The sequence below is a fragment of the Marinobacterium jannaschii DSM 6295 genome (genome assembly GCF_000620085.1).
In the GTDB taxonomy this organism is placed as follows: Bacteria; Pseudomonadota; Gammaproteobacteria; order Pseudomonadales; family Balneatricaceae; genus Pontibacterium; species Pontibacterium jannaschii.
Map to the genome: position 1 here is coordinate 235,646 of NZ_JHVJ01000007.1, position 20,255 is coordinate 255,900.

The following is a 20,255-nucleotide window of genomic DNA, read 5'->3' on the forward strand; positions in this document are numbered from 1 at the left end:
AAGCAATCCCCGCGACACCCGGCCTCAACCTGCCACCGGTTGAGGCCGGGAGGCCAGCGCCCCTTCCTTCGCACGCTGGCGGGCAGATGAAAGCGCCAGCGTGATCGCCGCTGCCACCACCAGGCCAGCCCCGATCAGGTTAGCCGCGCTCAGTGGTTCGGCCAGCAACAGCCAGGCAAAGAACAGTGTCGCTACCGGCTCAAACGTCGAGACGATCGAGGCATCCGTTGCCCGGCCCATCTTAGTCACTCCTTTCATCAGCAGGTACATCGCTGCCACGGATGAGATAAACCCAAGCGCCAGCGCCGCCACGTAGCCACTGGCCGTCTGAGGCAGCGCCGCCTCACCGAACACCACCGGCACACTGAAAACCAGTGCGCAGCCCACCATGACGTAGCCGGTCGCGGCCAGCCCCGCCTTATTACCCAGCACCTTGGTGCTGAGCATGATATAGGTACCGTAGCAGACCGCCGAGCCCAGCCCCCAGACGATGCCGGTTACAGAGCCTTCGCTCCCCCCCTGAATACTCAGGAAAACGCCACACATCGCCGCCAGCAATGCCAGCATCTTCACCAGCGTGACCCTTTCCTGACGCAACAGCGCCGCCACTAGGAAGATGTAAACAGGAAAGAGATAAAGCAACATTGCTGTAATGCCGGCCGAGACATGCTGCAGGGCGCTGTAGTAACAGATCGCTGTGGCGGAATAAAGCACTCCCATCGCAACCGCAGGCAGCACCCTGAAGCCTTCCGGCCGTTTAACCAGCAGCACCAGCAACAGGGAAGGCACCAGGAAACGCAGCCACATCAGGCCACTGACACTGGCACCATCAGCATAGGCATAACTGGCAAATACCGGCTGCACGCTGAAACAGACAGCCGAGGCAATAACCATCAACATACCGGACAGATACTGACGCTGATCCATACCCTTAATCACCCTGTGTGTTAAAACGCGGAGTGTGGCAACAGAGTAAAAGCTTGAGAAGCCTGACCGGCAGTATCAGATATAAAGAGGACGCTCCCGGATACGTCCCGGGTCATAAACGAAAATAAACAACCGTTCACTCAACAACCAGCTAACCACCATGCAGCTGCCAACCCTGCTGCTGATAGATCGCCAGGCGCTTACGGTGACTTGAAATGCTGAAGCCACAGGGCTCAAACACATCGGCGACAAAACAACGCCCCTTACCCTCCCTGGAACGGATCACCCGCCCCACCGCCTGCAACAGCCGGGTTTCGCTGCTGATCGGAGTTGCCAGAATAAGGTTAGTCAGCCCCTTAATGTCCAGCCCCTCACCCAGCAGTCCGGTGGTACCTATCACCAGCCGGGCCTGATCAATCTGTTCAAAGCGGCGACGTCGTTCCGCCACCGACAGACTGCCGTATAGCACCAACGCTTCCGGTAACAACTGCCCCAGCAACTCGGCATGCTCGGTGCGATCGGTCAGCAACAGGGTAGGATTCTTTTCTGCCGCCCTGGCCGCCAGGGTCGCCAACCACTGGTTTCGCTCGGGTGAAGCGGTTATCTGATCCAGATATTCTGCCCAGCTATCCATTGGAGGAAAGTCCATTTCAAACTGCAATGGCCGCACCACCACCGGTACTATCCCTCCCAGGCTGCGCACCGCATCCGCTTCGATTCGGTGGCAGATCGGCCCCAGGTGATGCTCGATCAAGGCCCCCAGGCCATCCCTGCGTTCCGGCGTAGCCGTCAGGCCTAGCCTATGGCCGACATTCAGGCTGGAAGAGACGGCGGCAAATGACTGACTGGGGATATGGTGAGCCTCGTCGACCAGCAAGGCACCGTAGTTCAGCTCGGCAGCACGCTGCGGGTTGCGGCTCAGGGTCTGCAGCATCGCCACCGTAATCTGCTCTCCTTCCCGCCACTTACCGCCACCTATAAACCCGGGCTCGACGCCGACCAGTTTACGGATCTCTTCACACCACTGGTTGGCCAGTTCACGGTTGTGCACCAGCACCAATGCCCGCTCGCCCCAGCGCTGCAGCACAGACAAGCCAATAATGGTCTTTCCGGCTCCTGTCGGGGCGACCAGTGTTGCCTGCTCAACCTTTGCCGCACTCTCGACAGCCGGCGTCTGGTAATCCCTCAGACATACTGCTGAAAGCTCGGGAATACTCACGGAATGACGGCCGCGCAGGTCCTGAATGACCAGCTCGGGAAACATCCTGGCCACTGCAGCAGCCATACCGGCCGGGACCTCAAAGCAGTCGTCATGCTGCCGGAAAGCAGAGATATACTGGGGCTGGTCCGATGCGGGGCGCTTACCTGCTTTCATAGCCGAGGCCCAGAGCGGATTGAAGTAGGTCAGTTGACTGCGCAATTCATCCAGTCGCAACTCATCATCCACATAGATTTTTATTGAGGCAGTCAGCTCAATCATCATCAGACCCGATTTGTCATTCCGAAAGTACGCAAGTCTAACGCCCTGATCCGCTGCTCGACAGCCCCCTGCCAGCACTTCTGTATAGCAATCATCCAATGCTGTTCAAGCAACAATCAATCCGCCCTGCTGCGGCAAAAAAATCACAGAAATTCACACTTTATGCAGAAAACCTGTTGACGCTTCAACGGAAGCACTCTAATATTCGCGCCCACATCGCCGGTATAGCTCAGCTGGTAGAGCAACTGACTTGTAATCAGTAGGTCCCGAGTTCGACTCTTGGTGCCGGCACCATGTTCCTCGATAGCTCAGTTGGTAGAGCAGTAGACTGTTAATCTATTGGTCGCTGGTTCGAGTCCAGCTCGAGGAGCCATTCACTCATCATCGCGATGAGTAGCGTCGGAGTGTAGCGCAGCTTGGTAGCGCATCTGCTTTGGGAGCAGAGGGTCGGGGGTTCGAATCCCTCCACTCCGACCATTCACGACAACATAATCTTCATCACTGTTTGCTGACAGATTCAGCTTATCGTCGGAGTGTAGCGCAGCTTGGTAGCGCATCTGCTTTGGGAGCAGAGGGTCGGGGGTTCGAATCCCTCCACTCCGACCATTCTTTCTTTGAACAACATCCATAGCAATTTACCCTGCCAGCCAGCCTGACAACTTCGTTCTGGCGTCTCCGCCTTATCCCCGATTGCAGCACCTTTACAACAGCTTCAGTGCACACACCCGACCAAACCGCATAAAAAAAGCGGTAACCCTTATTGGTCACCGCTTCTATTTAACAACCACTACGCACGCCTAACAACAGCCGGACAATCAGCCTTCCCCGGCTTCGCTTTCAGCTATTAGCTGAGCCTGACTTCGACGCTGCGCCCGCTCCGTGAGCTTTTTCAGTAGTCGCGCCACAGCAACAAAACCAAAACTGGCCGTCACACAGGTCGCCGCACCAAAGCCACCACTGCAATCAAGCCGGGTATTTCCATCCTCGACCGATTTCTGCTGGCAGACTGAACCATCAGGTTGCGGATAGACCAGCTGCTCGGTAGAGAAAACACAGTCAACGCCCCACTTTTTCTTACTTTTACTGAAGCCATAGTGACGCCGCAAAAATGAGCGCACGGACGCAGCCAACGGATCCTGACTGGTCCGGGAGAGATCCCCCACCTCAATCCGGGTTGGATCGATCTGACCGCCAGCACCACCAATCGTAATCAGCGGAATCTTATTACGCTTACAGTGGTTAATCAGCGCAGCCTTCTCCTTCACGCTATCAATGGCATCCACAACATAGTCAAAGCCGCTATCGATCAACTCGGGAATATTGTTACGAGTCACGAAATCCTCAACCTCTTCGACCACGATACCCGGATTAATCAGACGGGTGCGCTCCGCTATGACCTCAACCTTGGAACGATCTATATTGTCATCGACAGCATGAATCTGACGATTGGTATTGGTAATACAGATATCATCCAGGTCCACCAGAGTTATCCGACCGATCGCCGTCCGGGCAAGCGCTTCCACCACCCAGGAACCGACACCACCTATTCCCACCACACATATATGGGCGCGGCGATACACCTCTACCGCCTCTGAACCATAGAGGCGGCGAACGCCACCAAAGCGAAGATCAAAATCCGAAGCCAAGGCTATATCTCTTGTTTATTCAGCACACAGGTAGACCCGAACGACTAAAAGTCATCCTCGGTAATCTCAGTCAGGACAACAGCACCGCAGCGCTTGCACTTACCCTCAATGAATACCGTATTTTTCAGCTCATACTCGGCCGGCTCTTCCATCCCCAGGTTGACCTCCATACAGCTATCACACCAGGTCTGCTCGAGAAAAGCCTTCTGCTCTTCAGGATCACGCTGAAAGAAGTCCCGCTCAATTCGCTCACTCATAGACTACTCCGGGATAGACAGGCCTCACCGACCCTTAGACAAAAACAGGCCGCATCATAGCGGCATAACCTGACACACTCAACGCTTAGGCCAATCCTGCAACCAGGGCTCTGCAAAGCGCTCCGATAGCAGCTGATTCAGCGACTCATCAAAGCGCTGACCAATCGTCGGCGGACACAGATAACGGTGCCAGCGACCGCGAAGCTGAAAGCCCAGGCTATAAGCATGAAGGTAGGTACGGTCCTCACTGCCCTGCTCGCCGTAAAGCGGATCACCCAGAATAGGTGCACCGATACTCTTAAGGGCAACGCGGAGCTGATGAGTTTTCCCCGTCAGTGGATGCAGCAAGTACAGCCGCGTTCCGGGCGCAGCCGCACAGCTGAAAAACTGCGTGACCGCCGGACGCACCCGCGTCTGGGTCAGACGCCAGCTGCTGCGACGCGATTTAACCATATCACCGCTAATGGTCCCCTGCTTTTTACGCGGCTTGCGATCGGAAAGCGCGATATAGTATTTCTCGATACGGTGTTCACGAAACTGATCGGCCAGCACCGCAGCCACTTCAGGCCGCTTGGCAAACAACAGCAGCCCTGACGTGACCTTATCCAGGCGATGCACCGGCAGTAACTCTGCAAGCCCCAGATCCGCTTTCAGCTGCATGGCCAGACCAGACTCCTCCTGATCCTTATGCAGGGCAAAACCCGGCATCTTGTCAATCAGCACAAAATCGCTGCAATCCTCAATAATCTGGTACACCCTCAGCACTCCGGCCAAAAGAAGGCATCTTGCGTCAGCCGCCGGGCGAAATCAATCTCCGCAAGCGGCATCTCCCCCAGAGCCAACACCAACCCCTTCACGACGCCAGACCACACCACAGCCCCCACCTCACTTTCCGCAACAGAACCAGCCCCCAGCAGCCTGAGAAAAAAAACAACTCAAATCCCCGGCGACAGGTCTAAGCTAAAAACAAGCTAAGCGTTTACAGGAGGGAGATTATGTGGCAACAACTGGATGTCGGCGCAACAGACCCTATCCTACAGATGCTGGCCGCTTATCACGCTGACCCGAACCCGGACAAAATCGATCTGGGCATTGGTGTATACAAAGACAGCGCCGGAAACACACCGATTTTTAAAGCCGTCAAGAAAGCCGAAAAGTGGCTATTGAAGCATGAGAGCAGCAAGGCTTACCTGGGCCCTGCGGGTGATGTTGAATTTAATACCGAGATCAGCCGCCTGCTACTCGCTGAAGACTACAACCCCGAAACAACACTCTGCCTGCAGACACCCGGAGGTACCGGGGCCCTGCGCGTGGCTGGCGACCTGATCAGCCGGGCACGCACACATGGCTGCATCTGGCTATCGAATCCCCCCTGGGTGACGCATCGCTCTATATACCAAAGCGCAGGCCTGAGACTGCAATACTACCGCTATTTTGACCCCGCCACACAGAGCACCGACTTTACCGGCATGAAGGAAGACCTGAAAGAGGCGATGCCCGGAGATGTCGTCCTGCTGCAGACAACGGCCCACAACCCAACCGGCTGCAACCTGAGCGCAGAGCAGTGGGAGGAGATTGCTCTGCTATTGCGAGATCGAGAGGCTCTGCCTCTGCTCGATATCGCCTATCAGGGACTGGATGAAAGCCTGCATGCGGACCTGAGCGCCACGCGCATTATCAGGCAACTTTGCCCGGAATGGATAATCTGCTATTCAGCCTCGAAAACATTCGGCCTCTACAACGAACGCGCCGGCGCACTGCTGATTAAGACCAGCAACAGCCTAAGCGCAGTACGCCAGGAAGCCCTTAACAGGATCTGCGCCAACTATTACATGCCCCCTGCACACGGGGCTGCCATTATCAGGACGATATTGCAAAGCGAAGAATTAAAAAACCAGTGGCAACAGGAGCTCGCCGATGCACGTGAACAGCTGAAGAGCAATCGTATGTTATTTTGCAACAGGCTGAATGCGATCAGCGCCTGGCAATATCGATTACTCGGTCAACAAAAAGGGATGTTCAGCTACCTTGGCCTGAGCGAACGTCAGCTGCAATACCTGCGCAGCGAGCACTCAATCTACGCCGGCAGCGGCGGCAGAATCAATGTAGCCGGCATCAGCCAGAACAATGTACGCACCATTTGCGATGCAATCCTTCAGTGCAGCAAGGCCACGGCCCTTAAAGCCCCGTAACCTCTTTAACAAACGGGATGGTCACTTTTCGCTGAGCACTCAATGAAGCGCGGTCAAGCGCCTCCAGCAAGCTAAACAGATCACCCATGTTGCGACTGGCATGATGAATCAGGAATCGCACCACCTCATCGCTGAGCTTAATTCCGCGCGCCTCGGCACGCATCTTGATCACCGCCGCCTTTTCAGCATCATCCAGCGAATGCACCTGGAAGATAATTCCCCAGCTCAACCTGGAAAGCAGATCCGGCAGCTTAATTCCGGCCTGCTTCGGCGGCGCCGAAGCGGCGACTACAAGATGATTTTCTTCTGCACGAATACGATTAAAGAAGTGGAACAGCGCCTCTTCCCACTTTTTCTCACCACTGACCGCCTCAAGATTATCCAGGCAAACCAGATCGAGATGCTCCATTCCCTCAAGCACTCCCGGCCCCATAAACTTGAGTTCATCCAGCGGCAGGTAGGCGGCACTGCGGCGAGCCGGCTCAGCCTCGTGACAAGCCGCCTGCAACAGATGGCTACAGCCCACCCCCGGGTGCCCCCAGATATACAACAACTGCTCTCCATCACCGGCAGCACAGGCACGCAGGGTCGCGCACGCCAGCTCATTACCTACGGCATGGAAATTTTCAAAACGGGCATCGTCACGCAGACTGATGCTAAGAGGAATCTGAAACGGCACGTATTTACTCATTCAGAGTCTGGAGAATCCTGAGCGACATCAGTGGCGTAGAGAGCACTTCCCTTATAACCCTCGTGCAGATGACGTAACAACACCATCACAACAGCTGCCACTGGCAACGCCAGTAGTACTCCAACAAACCCAAACAACTGGCCACCGGCCATAATTGCGAAAATAACAGCGACCGGATGCAAACCAATCCGGTCCCCCACCAGCATCGGCGTAAGCACCATCCCTTCGAGCATCTGCCCGATAGCAAAGACGGCACCCACCCATGCAAGGATAAAAGGATCGTGAAACTGCACGAAAGCAGCCACACTGGCGACACCGATACCAATAATAAAGCCCATATAGGGAACGATACTGGCAAGGCCCGCCAGCATACCAATCAACAGCGCGAGATCAAGCCCTACTATCCACAATCCAAGAGCATAGACAGTGCCAAGCGCCACCATGACCAGCAGCTGGCCTTTGACAAAGGCGCCCAGCACCTCATCACATTCCCGCGCCCAGAGACTGACGCGAGGCTCGACATTAAGCGGCAACAAGCGTTTGATGCGCGCCATCATCAGATCCCAGTCCCGCAACAGGTAAAAAGTCACAACCGGGATTAACACCATATTGGCAACCCAGCCGATCAGCGCCAGACCTGAAGCCGTTATATTCCGAGCAAGCTGCGCCATGATATTGCCGGTCTTTTCCCAGTCCCGCAGCACCAGCTCCTTAAAGTAGGCCAGATCAAAAGCCGCCGGGTCCACTCCGAGATTTACCTGCAACCAGGGCAAAAGTTGATTTTCGATCAACTGCAGCACAACAGGCACCTGTCGCAACATCACCTGTATCTGCTGCCCCAGCTTGGGCAAGAGAAGAAGAATCAGCAACACGACGACAATGGTCATCAGCAGAAATACAACTGAAACGGCCATTGTCCTGCTGCAACGATGCTCTTCAAGCCAGTCCGCCATCGGATCAGCCAGATAAGCAAGCAACGCGCCCGCAAGAAAAGGCGTCAGAATCGGTGCCAGCAGGAACAGCACTCCTGCGGCGATCAGAGCAATAATCAGAAAAAACCAGCGCTGCGATTCGGTAATCATTTAACGGCGCCAGCTATAGGACAAACCCGCGACGGCATCCAGACCAGGCTCCGGCGCAAACCTTGGCTGCAATCCCATAGACTGGGTGAGCTGATCCACCCCCCCATCGATGGACAGACGCAATACCAGTGAGTCCTGCGTAATAGAGGCCGGCACTGCCTGCTCGACAACCGGAATAGCTCTTATATATCCGAGAATCTCGGCATAGTCGGAGAGAGAATCCACGTTAGCAATCTGCAACCGTATCCCTTCATCAGCCTGCGCAGACGGCTCGCCACTCAAGCTGGCAAACAGTGAGTCAGCCGCTGTATCCACGACCTGCGCCAGTAGCTGTTTCAGCTCACCCCCGCTGGAGATACGCTGCTGCTCCTCCCCCCTGACCAAGACCCACTCCGACTGCCAGCGGGTACCGGAACGCACCAGGCGCCCGGCCAACACCGCATCAGTGCGATAGCGACGGGAACCATCCTCCAGAGAATCTGCAAATAGTCCCCATACATCGGCCACTGGCAGAGCCTGCTGATCGGTTAGATCCAACAAGGGAAACTGTAGCGGCAGCCCACGACGCTGCGCCTCACTGCGCAACAAGCGATAAATTTCACTGCCCGGTGCAAGATAGTCTCTCGGCCCCTCATCCTGTACAGCAACCCAGATCATCAGGGTTGGCCGATTGACGCCCAACGGCTTACGATCAGCCGCGGCGAGCAGGCTTCTGACGGCACGGGCATCATATTCCAACAACAGCCTGTATCCCCGGACTGCCTGCCCATTCTCATCCTTGACAACTTGCTGCGTCGGCGTAAAGCCAAACCGCTGCAGATAAACCCGGGAACGCTCGAGCTCCGCTATAACCTCTTCATGCTCCAGCAGCGCTCTGTCGCCCGACACTTTCAACAGCACCTGCGCCAGCCCCTGCTTCACATCCGACTCATCCGGCTGCCCTCCCTGCCCTGCAACCAACATCTCTGCGCTGTACAGTTTACCGACTCCGCCCGCTAACGCCGGGCCTGCAATAAGCACCAGCAATGCGAGCAAAACAATACGAACACTATCCATGAAACGTCCTATGCAATCAGAGTAGCGGGAAATCGGGGTAAACTTTATCACAACATAGCCCGCCTACCATCAAGCTGTTAGAATACGCTCAAAATTTATTTCCTTTCTCAGCATGCAATTAAGGTTTAGTGCTCCATGTCTACTGGTTCCGACAAAACTTCCCTGAGCTACAAAGACGCTGGCGTTGATATTGACGCAGGCAACGCCCTGGTTGAACGTATTAAAGGTGTCGCCAAACGCACAGCCCGCCCTGAAGTCATGGGTGGCCTGGGTGGTTTCGGCGCACTGTGCCGTATCCCTCAGGGTTATAAAAAGCCGATTCTGGTGACTGGCACCGACGGCGTAGGCACCAAGCTGGCGCTGGCGAAAGACCTGAACAAGCACGACACCATCGGTATCGATCTGGTAGCAATGTGCGTGAACGACCTGGTAGTCGCGGGCGCAGAACCTCTGCAGTTCCTCGATTATTACGCCACAGGCAGCCTGAACGTTGATATGGCCGCCGACGTCGTTGCCGGCATCGGTGCGGGCTGCGAACTGGCTGGCGCCGCTCTGGTAGGGGGCGAAACTGCTGAGATGCCGGGCATGTACGACGGCGACGAGTACGATCTGGCCGGCTTCTGTGTCGGCATCGTTGAAGAAGACGAAATTATCGACGGCAGTGCCGTTAAGACCGGTGATACCCTGATCGGCCTGGCCTCTTCCGGCCCTCATTCCAACGGCTACTCACTGATCCGTAAGATCATCGAAGTCAGTGATGCCGACCTGTCCCAGGACCTGGATGGCCGCCCACTGGGCGAAGCCCTGCTGGAGCCGACACGCATCTACGTAAAATCCCTGCTGAAACTGATCAAAGAGAGCCAGGTTAACGCCCTCTCCCACATCACCGGCGGCGGTCTGCTGGAAAACATTCCACGCGTACTGCCAGACAACGCCAAAGCGGTGATTGACATCAACTCCTGGAAGATGCCGGCCGTTTTCGATTGGCTGCAGGCGCAGGGCAATGTTGACGGCCGTGAAATGTACCGCACATTTAACTGCGGCGTAGGCATGATCATCGCAGTTCCGGCCGATAAAGCTGACGAAGCAATGAAGATGCTGTCCGAATCCGGCGAAGATGCCTGGGTAATCGGCCAGATCGAAGCCGCAGCCGAAGGTGAAGAACAGGTAGAACTGCGCGGTCTGGGAGCCTAAGGCGTTGCCAAAAAGCATTGTTGTACTGATCTCCGGCAGCGGCTCAAACCTGCAGGCAATCATGGACAGCATCGATAGCGGCCGCATCAACGGCCGCATCAGTGCAGTTATCAGCAACAAGGATGGCGTTTTCGGATTGGAGCGCGCCCGCAACGCAGGCATCGCGACCGAAGTACTGGATCACAAGCAGTTTGACAGCCGCAAACAGTTCGACGCCGCCATGGCTGAACTGATCGATAGCTATGCAGCAGATCTAGTCGTACTCGCCGGCTTCATGCGCATCCTGACCCCTGAATTTGTACGACACTTTCAGGGCCGCATGCTGAACATCCATCCGTCCCTGCTACCCAAGTATAAAGGCCTGCACACCCATCAGCGCGCGCTGGAAGCGGGCGACAGCCAGCACGGCTGCACGGTACACTTCGTCACAGAAGAGCTCGACGGCGGCCCGCTTCTGGTTCAGGGTGCAGTCAGCATAGACCCGGATGATACAGAGGAAAGCCTGCAGCAGAAGGTTCACAAGGTTGAGCATCAGATCTACCCTCTGGCGGTTGAATGGCTCTGCGCAGATCGCGCAAAGTGGACCAGTGAAGGTGTAATACTCGACGACAGCAACCTCGGCGAGCGAGGCTTTCAGTACCAACAGAATTGAGGTAACCACATGATACGCACGATTAACCGTAAGCCGCCTCGCCATGCAGCCATCGCCCTAATCGTGCTTTCAGGCACCTCCGGGGTGATTGCAGCCGAGTCCGCTGCCAACACCCCACTTATCCCCCCTTACGTCGCCACGTTCAAGGCCGACAGCAAGGGCAGCATCTCAGCCAGCGGCACCACAACCCGCCAACTCAGTCAACTCAACAATCTCAGCTGGAAGCTCAGCTCAGAGTCTTCTGCCCTGTTCGCACGCATTGACGAGAACAGCACATTTACCCATAGCCAAAACCTGATAGCCCCCCATAGCTATTACTACAAACGCAAGGTATTGGGCAAAACCCGTGAGGCAGCCCTCAGCTTCGACTGGCAAAAAAACAGCGTCACCAACAACGTCGCCAACCAACCCTGGCAGATGCCGATCAGTGATGGCGTGCAGGACAAGCTCAGCTACCAGCTCCAGCTGCGACTTGACCTGATCAATGGCAAAGAGCTGCTGGAATATAAGGTTGCGGACGGCGGCCGACTTAAAGAGTATCGATTTGAGATCATAGGCAAGGAGCATATCGAAACTCCGGCCGGCAGCTTCGACAGTATCAAGGTCAGACGCCTGCACGACAGCAACGACAAGAAAACACTGATCTGGTTCGCCCCCTCGCTGAACTACCAGATGATTAAACTTTACCGCCAGACCAAGAAAGACAAGGCCTTTGCCCTGTCCCTGCAGACCCTCAAGACCCGCTGAAGCACAAACAAAAAAAAGGCGATGAGACAGCCGCCTCATCGCTTTTTTTCTTCCTGACTTCCTTATTCAATCAGGGCCCATACAACACCTCAGGCAACCAGAGCGTAATCTCCGGAAATGCAACCAACAATCCAAGACCCAGCATCTGCAGCAGTATAAACGGTATGGCAGCCAGATAAAGGTCATAGATAGTTACCTCAGGCGGCGCTACCGATCGCATGTAAAAGAGGTTGTAGCCAAACGGCGGCGTCAGATAGGCCGACTGCATACTTACGATAAACAGCACCGCAAACCAGATCGTATCAAACCCCAGGGATTCCACGATCGGCACAAACAATGGCACTGTAATAAAGACAATCGCAAAGTCATCCAGAAACATCCCCAGCACGAAATAGCACGCCAGCATAGCCAGAATAACCAGCATCGGCGACAGCTCATTGTCCTCGATAATATCCTGCAGAACAAAGCCCGCATCCAGACCGATATACACCTTACTAAAGAAGATCGCCGCGAGGGTAATCCAGATCAGCATCCCCATTAGCTTGGTAGTATCGAGCAGCACCCGCCGCATAAGATCAAATGTCAGCGTTCGATATATGGCAGCACAGATAATAGCGCCGAAAGCGCCGATAGCCGAGGCCTTAGAAGGCGACGTAATACCCGAGATAATACAGAACAGCACTGTGGTGATCAGCGCTCCGGGCAAAATCAATGCCTTCAGAGAAATCAACTTGCCTTTCCAGTCCACTTGCTCCGAATCAGAAATCGGCGGCGCCAGCGAAGGCTTGATACGACTGAGAATCAGGATATAGACAATATAGATACCCGCCAGCATTAACCCAGGCACTAGCCCAGCCGCAAACAGTTTTCCGACCGACTCCTTAGCCAGAAAAGCATAGAGGATCATCAGCACGCTCGGAGGGATCAGGAAGCCCAGCGCCCCGCCTGCCATGATCGTTCCGGTTGCCAGACGCTTATCATAACCACGCTTCAGCATCGCAGGCAGCGCAATCACACCGAGACTCACGGTTGCCGCACCGGAGACTCCCGCCATCGCTGCGATCAGGGCACAAATAATGATCGTTCCGATTCCCAAACCGCCGGGCACCTGCCCCATCAGCTTGTTAATCATCTCAAACAGGTCATCCGTGATTCCGGATTTCTCCAGCATCAGACCCATAAATATAAACATTGGCAACGCGACAAGAAGGAAGTTATCCATCGCAGCGAACGAACTGATCGTCAGCAGCTCAAGCGCTCCCGGCCCCCACAATGCGTACGCAAAACCAACACCAACCGTCAGGAGAGACCAGGCCAGCGGCGCCCCCATCATCAGCATGGCGAACATCGCCCCGAACATCCCGAGGGTGACAATTAGCGGATCAAGTTCCGACACGTCATATACCTTTCTAATTCTTATCAGGAAACCCCGAAAGCGCCGCTTTCCCCTATCAGCGCATACGGGTTATTACGAGCGGCCCTCTGCAGGCACAAGATTAAAAGCCACCTGGATATCCCTTACCAGATGGACGAGGGTCTGCAACCAGATCAGCCCTACCGCCAGAGGAAGAATCGATTTAAACGGATAGATAGGCGGCGCCCAGGTACTCTTAGAAGACAACTCGCCCCTCTGCCAGGACTCAAGAGCAAACTCCACGGCCGCAAAAAAGAAGACACCGAACATAACCAGTACGATGCAGTTGGTCAGCACATCAAGTACCGCACGCCCCCGCACCGGAAACAGATGATAAACCACTTCGCTGCGCACATGCGCATGATGTTTATGGGTATAGACGCCACCCAGAATGCAGAAAGTACCATAGAGCATCGTGGTACTTTCATGCGCCCAGGAGGTCGGGCTTAAGAACAGATATCGCGCGGCAATTTCAAATAACAAAACGCCAATCATGACAAGGCACATCCAGGAGACGGCCTTGCCAATCATTTCGGATATCCCGTCCTGAATTTCAAGAAGTCGAGATATCCCGGCCATTACGCTCTCCCGGTTGCTTTAGCAGCCGCTTCCAGGATACCGATAGCCTTTTTATTGCGATCAGATTTCGCCGCTTCCTCAGCCCAGATCACTTTAGCCGCATTACGCAGACGCGCAGAGTCCTCAGCACTCAGTGAGTTCAGCTCAAACAGACCGCTGTTACCGGCATCGATAGAACCGCTCACCATCCAGGTGTGCATCTTGCTTGCATGCTTGGCAAAAGAGGTTTCAATAATGGCGCGCTGATCATCAGTCATCGCTTTCCACTTGTCCATATTGATCAGCATCTGATCGGTATAACCCGGGCTCACCATATTCAGAGAAGTATAGTGCTTAGCCGCTTCATACAGCTTCATGGACATATACTCATTGGTACCGGCATAGATAACACCGTCGATCGCACCCGTACTCAGACCGATATACAGCTCGGACCCAGGCAGGAATACAGTCGGGATACCAAACTGGTCGAGGATTTTTGCCACACTCGGTGTCGCACGGATCTTCATCTTTTTCAGATCATCGAGGCTGTTCACCGGCTTCTTGGTCAACAGATCAAATGGGCCACCCATAATCGGGCCCAGGTAGTGCACATTCTGCTCCGCATAACCTTCTCGGATCAGGTCGATCAGGCCCTTGGTTTCCATGATGTACATCGCTTCATCATAGTTAGTCCAGGCACCTGGCAGACCGGCCTCAATAGAAGCAATATCCAGCTGACCAGGCCAGTAACCTGCATAGCCCTGACACATATCGATGGTACCTTTACCAACAGCCTGGAACATCTCAGCATCCGGCACCAGAGAACTACCAGTGTAGCGGCGAATACGCAGAGATTTTTTTGAAGCTGTCTTCACATCATCAGTAAAGGATTTGAATATATCGTTTGCCTCCTTACCCCAGTAAGTCTGCATGCGCAAACTGGTCGCAGCCTGAGCAGAAGTAGATGTCACGGCAAGTGGTGCCGCAGCCAGACCGGCTGCCGCTGCTTTCAGAAGATTACGACGATTCATAATTTAGTACTCTCTTTGTACACGCTTTTATTTTTATCTAAAACAGGCTAGCCAATCAGAAAAGTGATCTGCGTCAGCGCGCAGAACTCTCCCACATGGCAGCCAGTCCTGCTTTAAATCCAATCTGAAACAACGCCTAGTTAAGCGGTTAAAACTCTATCTTATATAACGCAAAGCGACATCCGTATATCAACGTACGACCGGTTTACAAATCATTACATCCGCGTACATTTTTCAGCCAATGCCAGAGAACATGGCAGCTCCTGACATAAAACCATTCAGCGCCCACCAACAACACTGAATCAAAGATAGCTGATAATCCAAACGATGACAGAGCAAACAGGCTATAGACAGAAGCGAAAGCGGGGATTCAAATAATAAAAGCAGAAAGGGAATTGCGATAGCAATAGCAGGATAGAGCAATAGATGAATGGCGTCCCATAGGGGGTTCGAACCCCTGTTACTGCCGTGAAAGGGCAGTGTCCTAGGCCACTAGACGAATGGGACGCACAGGCTTTTCATAGAGAATAATGAAAAGTAAAGATTGGTGGAGCCTAGCGGGATCGAACCGCTGACCTCAACACTGCCAGTGTTGCGCTCTCCCAGCTGAGCTAAGGCCCCACACACAATAAGGATGGCGTCCCATAGGGGGTTCGAACCCCTGTTACCGCCGTGAAAGGGCGGTGTCCTAGGCCACTAGACGAATGGGACACTACATACTCAATGCAATCTTTTGGTGGAGCCTAGCGGGATCGAACCGCTGACCTCAACACTGCCAGTGTTGCGCTCTCCCAGCTGAGCTAAGGCCCCTCAAAAGACGTGCGCTATAATAATCACCGGCCCAGGCACTGTCAAGCAATAAACTCCCAACAAATTCAAAAAAAGTCCTTTTATATTCAACCGGTTATCTATTGCACAAAAAAGCCCGCACAAGCGGGCTTAATACCAGTCAGAAGCAGCCCTTTATCAGGAAACCGCCTCCCGTACCGCACGAAATTCTTTTTCCCAACGCTTGGCTTCTTTCTTCGAAGGTCCACCTAATACGTTAAGGGCATGACGCAGGCGGGCACGGCTCATATCCGGCCCCAGTATCGCCATCGAGTCCATAACGGAGACAGTCTGATTGGTGCCAGCAATAGCAATAAACAGTGGGAACAGCAGGTCACGAATTTTCAGCCCCATGACATCAGCTAATTGCTTCATCACTGCAAACAAACGATCTTTATTCCACTGATTTTCGGTATCCAGTAACCAGACGGCAAACTGCAATACACGGCGCATCTCATCTTTCTCGATCGACTTATGCTCGAAATCCGCCTCAACCAGCTCCAGCATGCCCGACATAAAGAATCCGGCCAGTGGAGCCACATCGGAGAATTTCTCTACGCGCTGCTGAATCAGCGGCACAATCTGCATCAGATATTCCGGATTCAGCGCCCACTGCTGGAACTGTGCGGCAAACTGCTCAGGCGAGAGATCTTCACGAAGCCAGAGACCATTCAGCCAGCTCAGCTTCTCCTGATCGAAAACCGGCCCGCCCAGTGAGACGCGATGAATATCGAATTTCTCGATCATCTGCGCCAGACTGAACTTCTCCGCCTCACCCGGCATCGACCAGCCCATTCGACCGAGGTAGTTCAGCAACGCCTCCGGCAGATAGCCCATACGCTGATAGTAGAGAATACTGGTTGGATTCTTACGCTTGGAAAGCTTGGACTTATCCGGGTTACGCAGCAATGGCATATGACAAAGCTTAGGCATATCCCATCCGAAGTACTCGTACAACAGCTTATGCTTAGGCGCTGACGAGATCCACTCCTCACCACGAATCACGTGAGTAATCCCCATCAGGTGATCATCCACCACATTCGCCAGATGATAGGTAGGCATACCGTCAGACTTCAACAGAATCTGGGCATCGACCATTCCCCAGTCCAGCTCTATCGGGCCACGCAGCATATCATCGACGACGCAGGCGCCCTCCTCCTCCGGAACAGCCATACGCACAACGTATGGAGCCCCGGCAGCCTGGCGACGCTCAACCTCATCTGCCGGTAATGCAAGATCACTCTGCTTCAGCGCTGTGTGCTTACCATCGGCCCGGCGCGCTTCACGCAACTGATCCAGCTCTTCGGTAGTCCGATAGCAAAGAAAGGCTTTACCCTGCTCGACTAACTGCATGGCGAAATCTTTGTAGGAATCCTTGCGCTCACTCTGACGATAAGGCCCGTGAGGCCCACCCACGTCCGGCCCCTCATCCCAGTCGAGACCAAGCCAGCGCAGTGAATCCAGAATCTTTTGTTCCGACTCTGCTGTACTGCGGGTCTGATCAGTATCTTCGATACGCAGAATGAACTGGCCACCATGCATACGGGCAAACGCCAGATTAAACAACGCAATATATGCTGTGCCTACGTGAGGATCACCTGTCGGTGACGGAGCAACTCGGGTACGAACAGTCATCGGATTCCTTAGAGTCTGAGATTACCAAATCAAAGCCGGATTATACCCGCTATCAGCCGCTATAAACTATGCTCTGGCAGGGATAAATAGCAGCCCTATCCGAGATAGTTTTCCACCAGAACCGCCCCCTAGGTCAGAGCGGTAAACAAAAGCATAAAGAAGACGGCTGCAGACCCCACATCCTTGGCAACGCCAGCCAGCTCGTGATATTCAGTACCGGCACGATCCACTACCGCCTCCAAGCCTGTATTCACCAGTTCAAAGGCCAATACCAGCAAGCAGTTTCCCACCAACAGAGACAGCTGCACTGCGGAAACCGCCACAAAGAACGCAGCCGGAATCAGCACCAGCGCCGCATAAGCCTCATAGCGGAATGCAGGTTCATTACGATAGGCTGCCCTTATTCCTTTGAAAGAGTACTGAGTCGCATAATAAAAACGCTTCAGTCCGGTTATCTTTCTTACACCCACATCCATCTCCATACCCTCTGTTACCACCACCCCGATATTTGTCGATATAGCGCTCTCTGTCGCTACCTTCCTCATTTGGATACAATAAGCACTTTCCTACAGACGGGCCAGCGGCCCTCCAATCTCCAGTACCTTTAATGCAAGATTTTACTCAAGAAAGCCGTCCCGATCCTGTGAATCTTAAGCCCGTTTCTGTAAATCGCCGCTTTTGCGTCGCCCCCATGCTGGACTGGACAACCAGTCACTGCCGTGTCTTTCACAGAAGGATCAGCCAGCATGCCGTACTTTATACGGAAATGGTTACAACCGGCGCATTGATCCATGCGGATGAAGCCCGCTTCCTCCGTTACGACCCCAGCGAGCAACCGGTCGCCCTGCAGTTGGGAGGCAGCAATCCCTCAGAGCTGACTAAGTGTAGCCAAATGGCCGAACAATGGGGTTACAACGAGGTTAATCTGAATGTGGGCTGCCCCAGCGACCGGGTTCAGAACAATATGATCGGCGCCTGCCTGATGGCCCACCCGGAACTGGTCGCCGAATGCCTGAGCCAGATGCAGCAGGCTGTCAGCATACCGGTCACGGTTAAGCACCGACTTGGCATAGATGATATGAACAGCTATGAAGAGCTGCATCACTTTGTCGATATAGTGCGCCAGTCGGGATGCAGAACCTTCATTATCCATGCCCGCAAGGCCATCCTGCAGGGACTGAGCCCAAAGGAAAACCGCGATATCCCGCCACTAATATATGACTGGGTCTACCGTATAAAGCAGGCATTTCCGGAACTGGAGATTATCATTAACGGCGGCATTAAAACTCTTGATGAATGCGAACAACATCTGCAACATATCGATGGTGTAATGCTGGGCCGGGAAGCCTACCAAAACCCCTACATGATGGCAGAGGTTGATCAACGCCTTTATGGCACCGAATCGCCCACCCCAGACAGAAAGCAGATCGCTACTGAACTGATCCCTTATATCGAAACCCAGCTGGAGCAGGGCGTGTACCTGAACCATATGCTGCGCCATATACTGGGGCTGTTTCATGCACAAAGAGGCGGCAGACAGTTCCGCCGCTACATCAGCGAGAATGCACACAAGCCAGGCGCTGGCGTGGAAGTACTCAGATCTGCACTTGATCTGATTCCAGACTAATTTTTATGCTAATGGACTAAGACTATGGCCACTCAGCTCGACCAACTTAAAGCAATCACTACCGTTGTCGCCGACACCGGAGACATCGAAGCGATTCGCACCTTTAAACCGGTTGATGCCACGACCAACCCATCACTACTGCTTAAAGCAGCGGGTATCGCCGAATATCAACCACTGCTGACCAGTGCCAAAGAATGGGCACAACGCCAGGGTGGAGATAGCCAGTCGTTGCTGAGCAATATGACCGATCGCTTTGCCGTTGAGATTGGCCGCGAAATTCTCAAAATCATTCCAGGCCGCATCTCCACCGAAGTAGATGCCCGCCTTTCATTTGATACCACGGCAACGATCAACCAGGCCCGCAAGCTTATCGCCATGTATGAAGAGCTGGGCATTGGTCGTGAGCGCATATTAATTAAGATCGCATCCACCTGGGAAGGCATCAGCGCTGCCAAGACACTCGAGCAGGAAGGGGTTAACTGCAACCTCACCCTGCTTTTCAGCTTTACCCAGGCCGTTGCCTGTGCCGATGCTGGCACATACCTGATCTCCCCCTTTGTTGGCCGCATCCTGGACTGGCACAAAAAGAGTACCCCGGATGCAGACCTCTCAGGCCCAGCCGATCCCGGCGTACAATCAGTAAGCAAGATATACAACCACTATAAAGCCAGCGGCTATAACACGATCGTTATGGGTGCCAGCTTCCGCAACATTGAAGAGATTCGTCAGTTAGCAGGCTGCGATCGACTCACGATTGCTCCAGCCCTGATGCAGGAACTGCAACAATGCGAGTTACCACTACAAAGAATGCTAAACCCGGAACAGGGCAGCATTAGCCAGGAGACTCCCCTCAGCGAGGGTCAGTTCCGCTGGGGCATGAATGAAGACCCGATGGCCACAGAGAAGCTGGCTGAAGGGATCAGAAAGTTTGCCGAAGACCAGATCAAGCTGGAACAACTCCTCAGCAAACCGCAATAATCCATATTGCTCTATTTAGTGACACAAGCCCTGCCAGCCAGGGCTTTTTAGCTCTTTATTTTAAGCCCAGAAGCTCAACGCTTCTTTCAGGCATTAAAAAGGCCCGATAACTATCCCGTTATCGAGCCTTATCCCAGCCTCCCTGCCGGACACCACATCATTCCGTGAGCGGTGTAGAGCCTGATCTACTCATCCTGAGTTTATTCGCTCCTGCGCCTCAAGCTCTGGGGAATATTCTACCAATCCGGCTCTGAATTTAT

The 20,255-nt window shown here is 54.0% G+C and carries 19 protein-coding genes and 8 tRNA genes; 10 read left to right on the forward strand and 17 right to left on the reverse strand.

Annotation, left to right across the window (positions count from 1 at the left end):
- Window positions 1-24: 24 nt before the first annotated feature.
- Together Q354_RS0107460 and Q354_RS0107465 are read right to left on the reverse strand one after the other, a co-directional pair.
- On the reverse strand, window positions 25-927 hold the full coding sequence (locus Q354_RS0107460) for a DMT family transporter (RefSeq protein ID WP_027857062.1): 903 nt from the start codon (window positions 925-927) through the stop codon (window positions 25-27).
- A gap of 151 nt (window positions 928-1,078) precedes the next feature.
- The gene (locus Q354_RS0107465; RefSeq protein ID WP_169828868.1) at window positions 1,079-2,407 is read right to left on the reverse strand and encodes a DEAD/DEAH box helicase; all 1,329 of its coding nucleotides are present in this window, start codon (window positions 2,405-2,407) and stop codon (window positions 1,079-1,081) included.
- A 218-nt stretch (window positions 2,408-2,625) separates the two neighbouring features.
- Between Q354_RS0107465 and Q354_RS0107470 the strand changes: the two genes are divergently transcribed.
- From Q354_RS0107470 to Q354_RS0107485, 4 genes are all read left to right on the forward strand, one after another.
- Window positions 2,626-2,701: transfer RNA gene (locus Q354_RS0107470), tRNA-Thr, on the forward strand.
- A gap of 3 nt (window positions 2,702-2,704) precedes the next feature.
- Window positions 2,705-2,780: transfer RNA gene (locus Q354_RS0107475), tRNA-Asn, on the forward strand.
- A gap of 27 nt (window positions 2,781-2,807) precedes the next feature.
- Window positions 2,808-2,884, forward strand: a tRNA-Pro gene (locus Q354_RS0107480).
- 52 nt (window positions 2,885-2,936) lie between these two features.
- A tRNA-Pro gene (locus tag Q354_RS0107485) sits at window positions 2,937-3,013 on the forward strand.
- Between the two features lie 209 nt (window positions 3,014-3,222).
- Here Q354_RS0107485 and tcdA read toward each other — a convergent pair.
- The 3 genes from tcdA to Q354_RS0107500 all read right to left on the reverse strand — a co-directional run bounded on the left by tcdA (window position 3,223) and on the right by Q354_RS0107500 (window position 5,066).
- Window positions 3,223-4,053: a tRNA cyclic N6-threonylcarbamoyladenosine(37) synthase TcdA gene (gene tcdA, locus Q354_RS0107490; RefSeq protein ID WP_027857064.1), complete on the reverse strand. Its 831-nt coding sequence runs from the start codon at window positions 4,051-4,053 to the stop codon at window positions 3,223-3,225.
- Between the two features lie 44 nt (window positions 4,054-4,097).
- Window positions 4,098-4,310 carry a hypothetical protein gene (locus Q354_RS0107495; protein ID WP_027857065.1) on the reverse strand — a complete coding sequence of 71 codons (213 nt, stop codon included), beginning with the start codon at window positions 4,308-4,310 and terminating at the stop codon, window positions 4,098-4,100.
- Window positions 4,311-4,388: 78 nt separating this feature from the next.
- Window positions 4,389-5,066, reverse strand: coding sequence for a TIGR01621 family pseudouridine synthase (locus Q354_RS0107500; RefSeq protein WP_027857066.1), 678 nt, complete (start codon window positions 5,064-5,066; stop codon window positions 4,389-4,391).
- A 239-nt stretch (window positions 5,067-5,305) separates the two neighbouring features.
- On the opposite strand from Q354_RS0107500, the gene Q354_RS0107510 reads away from it, so the two are divergent.
- Window positions 5,306-6,502 (forward strand): amino acid aminotransferase, encoded by a 1,197-nt coding sequence (locus Q354_RS0107510; RefSeq protein WP_027857067.1) that lies wholly within the window; start codon window positions 5,306-5,308, stop codon window positions 6,500-6,502.
- Here Q354_RS0107510 and hda read toward each other — a convergent pair.
- The 3 genes from hda to Q354_RS0107525 are packed head-to-tail and all read right to left on the reverse strand — an operon-like array spanning window position 6,489 to window position 9,331.
- The gene (gene hda, locus Q354_RS0107515) at window positions 6,489-7,193 is read right to left on the reverse strand and encodes a DnaA regulatory inactivator Hda (RefSeq protein WP_027857068.1); all 705 of its coding nucleotides are present in this window, start codon (window positions 7,191-7,193) and stop codon (window positions 6,489-6,491) included. The two genes, Q354_RS0107510 and hda, sit on opposite strands and share 14 nt — an antisense overlap.
- The gene (locus Q354_RS24950) at window positions 7,190-8,275 is read right to left on the reverse strand and encodes an AI-2E family transporter (protein ID WP_322786142.1); all 1,086 of its coding nucleotides are present in this window, start codon (window positions 8,273-8,275) and stop codon (window positions 7,190-7,192) included. Before Q354_RS24950 ends, hda begins: the two co-directional genes overlap by 4 nt.
- Complete coding sequence (locus Q354_RS0107525; RefSeq protein ID WP_027857069.1) at window positions 8,276-9,331, reverse strand: DUF2066 domain-containing protein; 1,056 nt, start codon at window positions 9,329-9,331, stop codon at window positions 8,276-8,278. It lies immediately after the preceding gene.
- Window positions 9,332-9,466: 135 nt separating this feature from the next.
- Between Q354_RS0107525 and purM the strand changes: the two genes are divergently transcribed.
- From purM to Q354_RS0107540, 3 genes are read left to right on the forward strand one after another with little or no spacing between them, the layout of a single operon-like run.
- Window positions 9,467-10,525: a phosphoribosylformylglycinamidine cyclo-ligase gene (gene purM / locus Q354_RS0107530; protein WP_036228902.1), complete on the forward strand. Its 1,059-nt coding sequence runs from the start codon at window positions 9,467-9,469 to the stop codon at window positions 10,523-10,525.
- A gap of 4 nt (window positions 10,526-10,529) precedes the next feature.
- Complete coding sequence (gene purN / locus Q354_RS24955) at window positions 10,530-11,177, forward strand: phosphoribosylglycinamide formyltransferase (protein ID WP_036228906.1); 648 nt, start codon at window positions 10,530-10,532, stop codon at window positions 11,175-11,177.
- A 9-nt stretch (window positions 11,178-11,186) separates the two neighbouring features.
- A complete protein-coding gene (locus tag Q354_RS0107540) occupies window positions 11,187-11,924 on the forward strand; it encodes a DUF3108 domain-containing protein (RefSeq protein WP_051559971.1) in 738 nt (245 codons plus the stop codon).
- A 70-nt stretch (window positions 11,925-11,994) separates the two neighbouring features.
- On the opposite strand, the gene Q354_RS0107545 is transcribed toward Q354_RS0107540, so the two are convergent.
- From Q354_RS0107545 to Q354_RS0107585, 9 genes are all read right to left on the reverse strand, one after another.
- Window positions 11,995-13,320, reverse strand: a complete 1,326-nt coding sequence (locus tag Q354_RS0107545) for a TRAP transporter large permease (RefSeq protein ID WP_027857072.1) — start codon at window positions 13,318-13,320, stop codon at window positions 11,995-11,997.
- A gap of 72 nt (window positions 13,321-13,392) precedes the next feature.
- Complete coding sequence (locus Q354_RS0107550) at window positions 13,393-13,917, reverse strand: TRAP transporter small permease subunit (protein WP_027857073.1); 525 nt, start codon at window positions 13,915-13,917, stop codon at window positions 13,393-13,395.
- The gene (gene dctP, locus Q354_RS0107555; RefSeq protein WP_027857074.1) at window positions 13,917-14,927 is read right to left on the reverse strand and encodes a TRAP transporter substrate-binding protein DctP; all 1,011 of its coding nucleotides are present in this window, start codon (window positions 14,925-14,927) and stop codon (window positions 13,917-13,919) included. Before dctP ends, Q354_RS0107550 begins: the two co-directional genes overlap by 1 nt.
- Before the next feature lie 431 nt (window positions 14,928-15,358).
- A tRNA-Glu gene (locus tag Q354_RS0107560) sits at window positions 15,359-15,434 on the reverse strand.
- A gap of 38 nt (window positions 15,435-15,472) precedes the next feature.
- Window positions 15,473-15,548 (reverse strand) — tRNA-Ala (locus Q354_RS0107565).
- A 14-nt stretch (window positions 15,549-15,562) separates the two neighbouring features.
- Window positions 15,563-15,638, reverse strand: a tRNA-Glu gene (locus tag Q354_RS0107570).
- 23 nt (window positions 15,639-15,661) lie between these two features.
- Window positions 15,662-15,737 (reverse strand) — tRNA-Ala (locus tag Q354_RS0107575).
- A gap of 156 nt (window positions 15,738-15,893) precedes the next feature.
- The gene (gene gltX, locus Q354_RS0107580; RefSeq protein WP_027857075.1) at window positions 15,894-17,390 is read right to left on the reverse strand and encodes a glutamate--tRNA ligase; all 1,497 of its coding nucleotides are present in this window, start codon (window positions 17,388-17,390) and stop codon (window positions 15,894-15,896) included.
- Between the two features lie 128 nt (window positions 17,391-17,518).
- A complete protein-coding gene (locus Q354_RS0107585; RefSeq protein ID WP_245601007.1) occupies window positions 17,519-17,935 on the reverse strand; it encodes a diacylglycerol kinase in 417 nt (138 codons plus the stop codon).
- 62 nt (window positions 17,936-17,997) lie between these two features.
- Here Q354_RS0107585 and dusA point away from each other — a divergent pair, with 62 nt between their 5' ends.
- Entirely contained in the window at window positions 17,998-19,017 is a 1,020-nt protein-coding gene (gene dusA / locus Q354_RS0107590; protein ID WP_051559972.1) for a tRNA dihydrouridine(20/20a) synthase DusA, read from the forward strand.
- Window positions 19,018-19,041: 24 nt separating this feature from the next.
- The gene (gene tal / locus Q354_RS0107595; RefSeq protein WP_027857078.1) at window positions 19,042-19,995 is read left to right on the forward strand and encodes a transaldolase; all 954 of its coding nucleotides are present in this window, start codon (window positions 19,042-19,044) and stop codon (window positions 19,993-19,995) included.
- Window positions 19,996-20,255 lie beyond the last annotated feature (260 nt).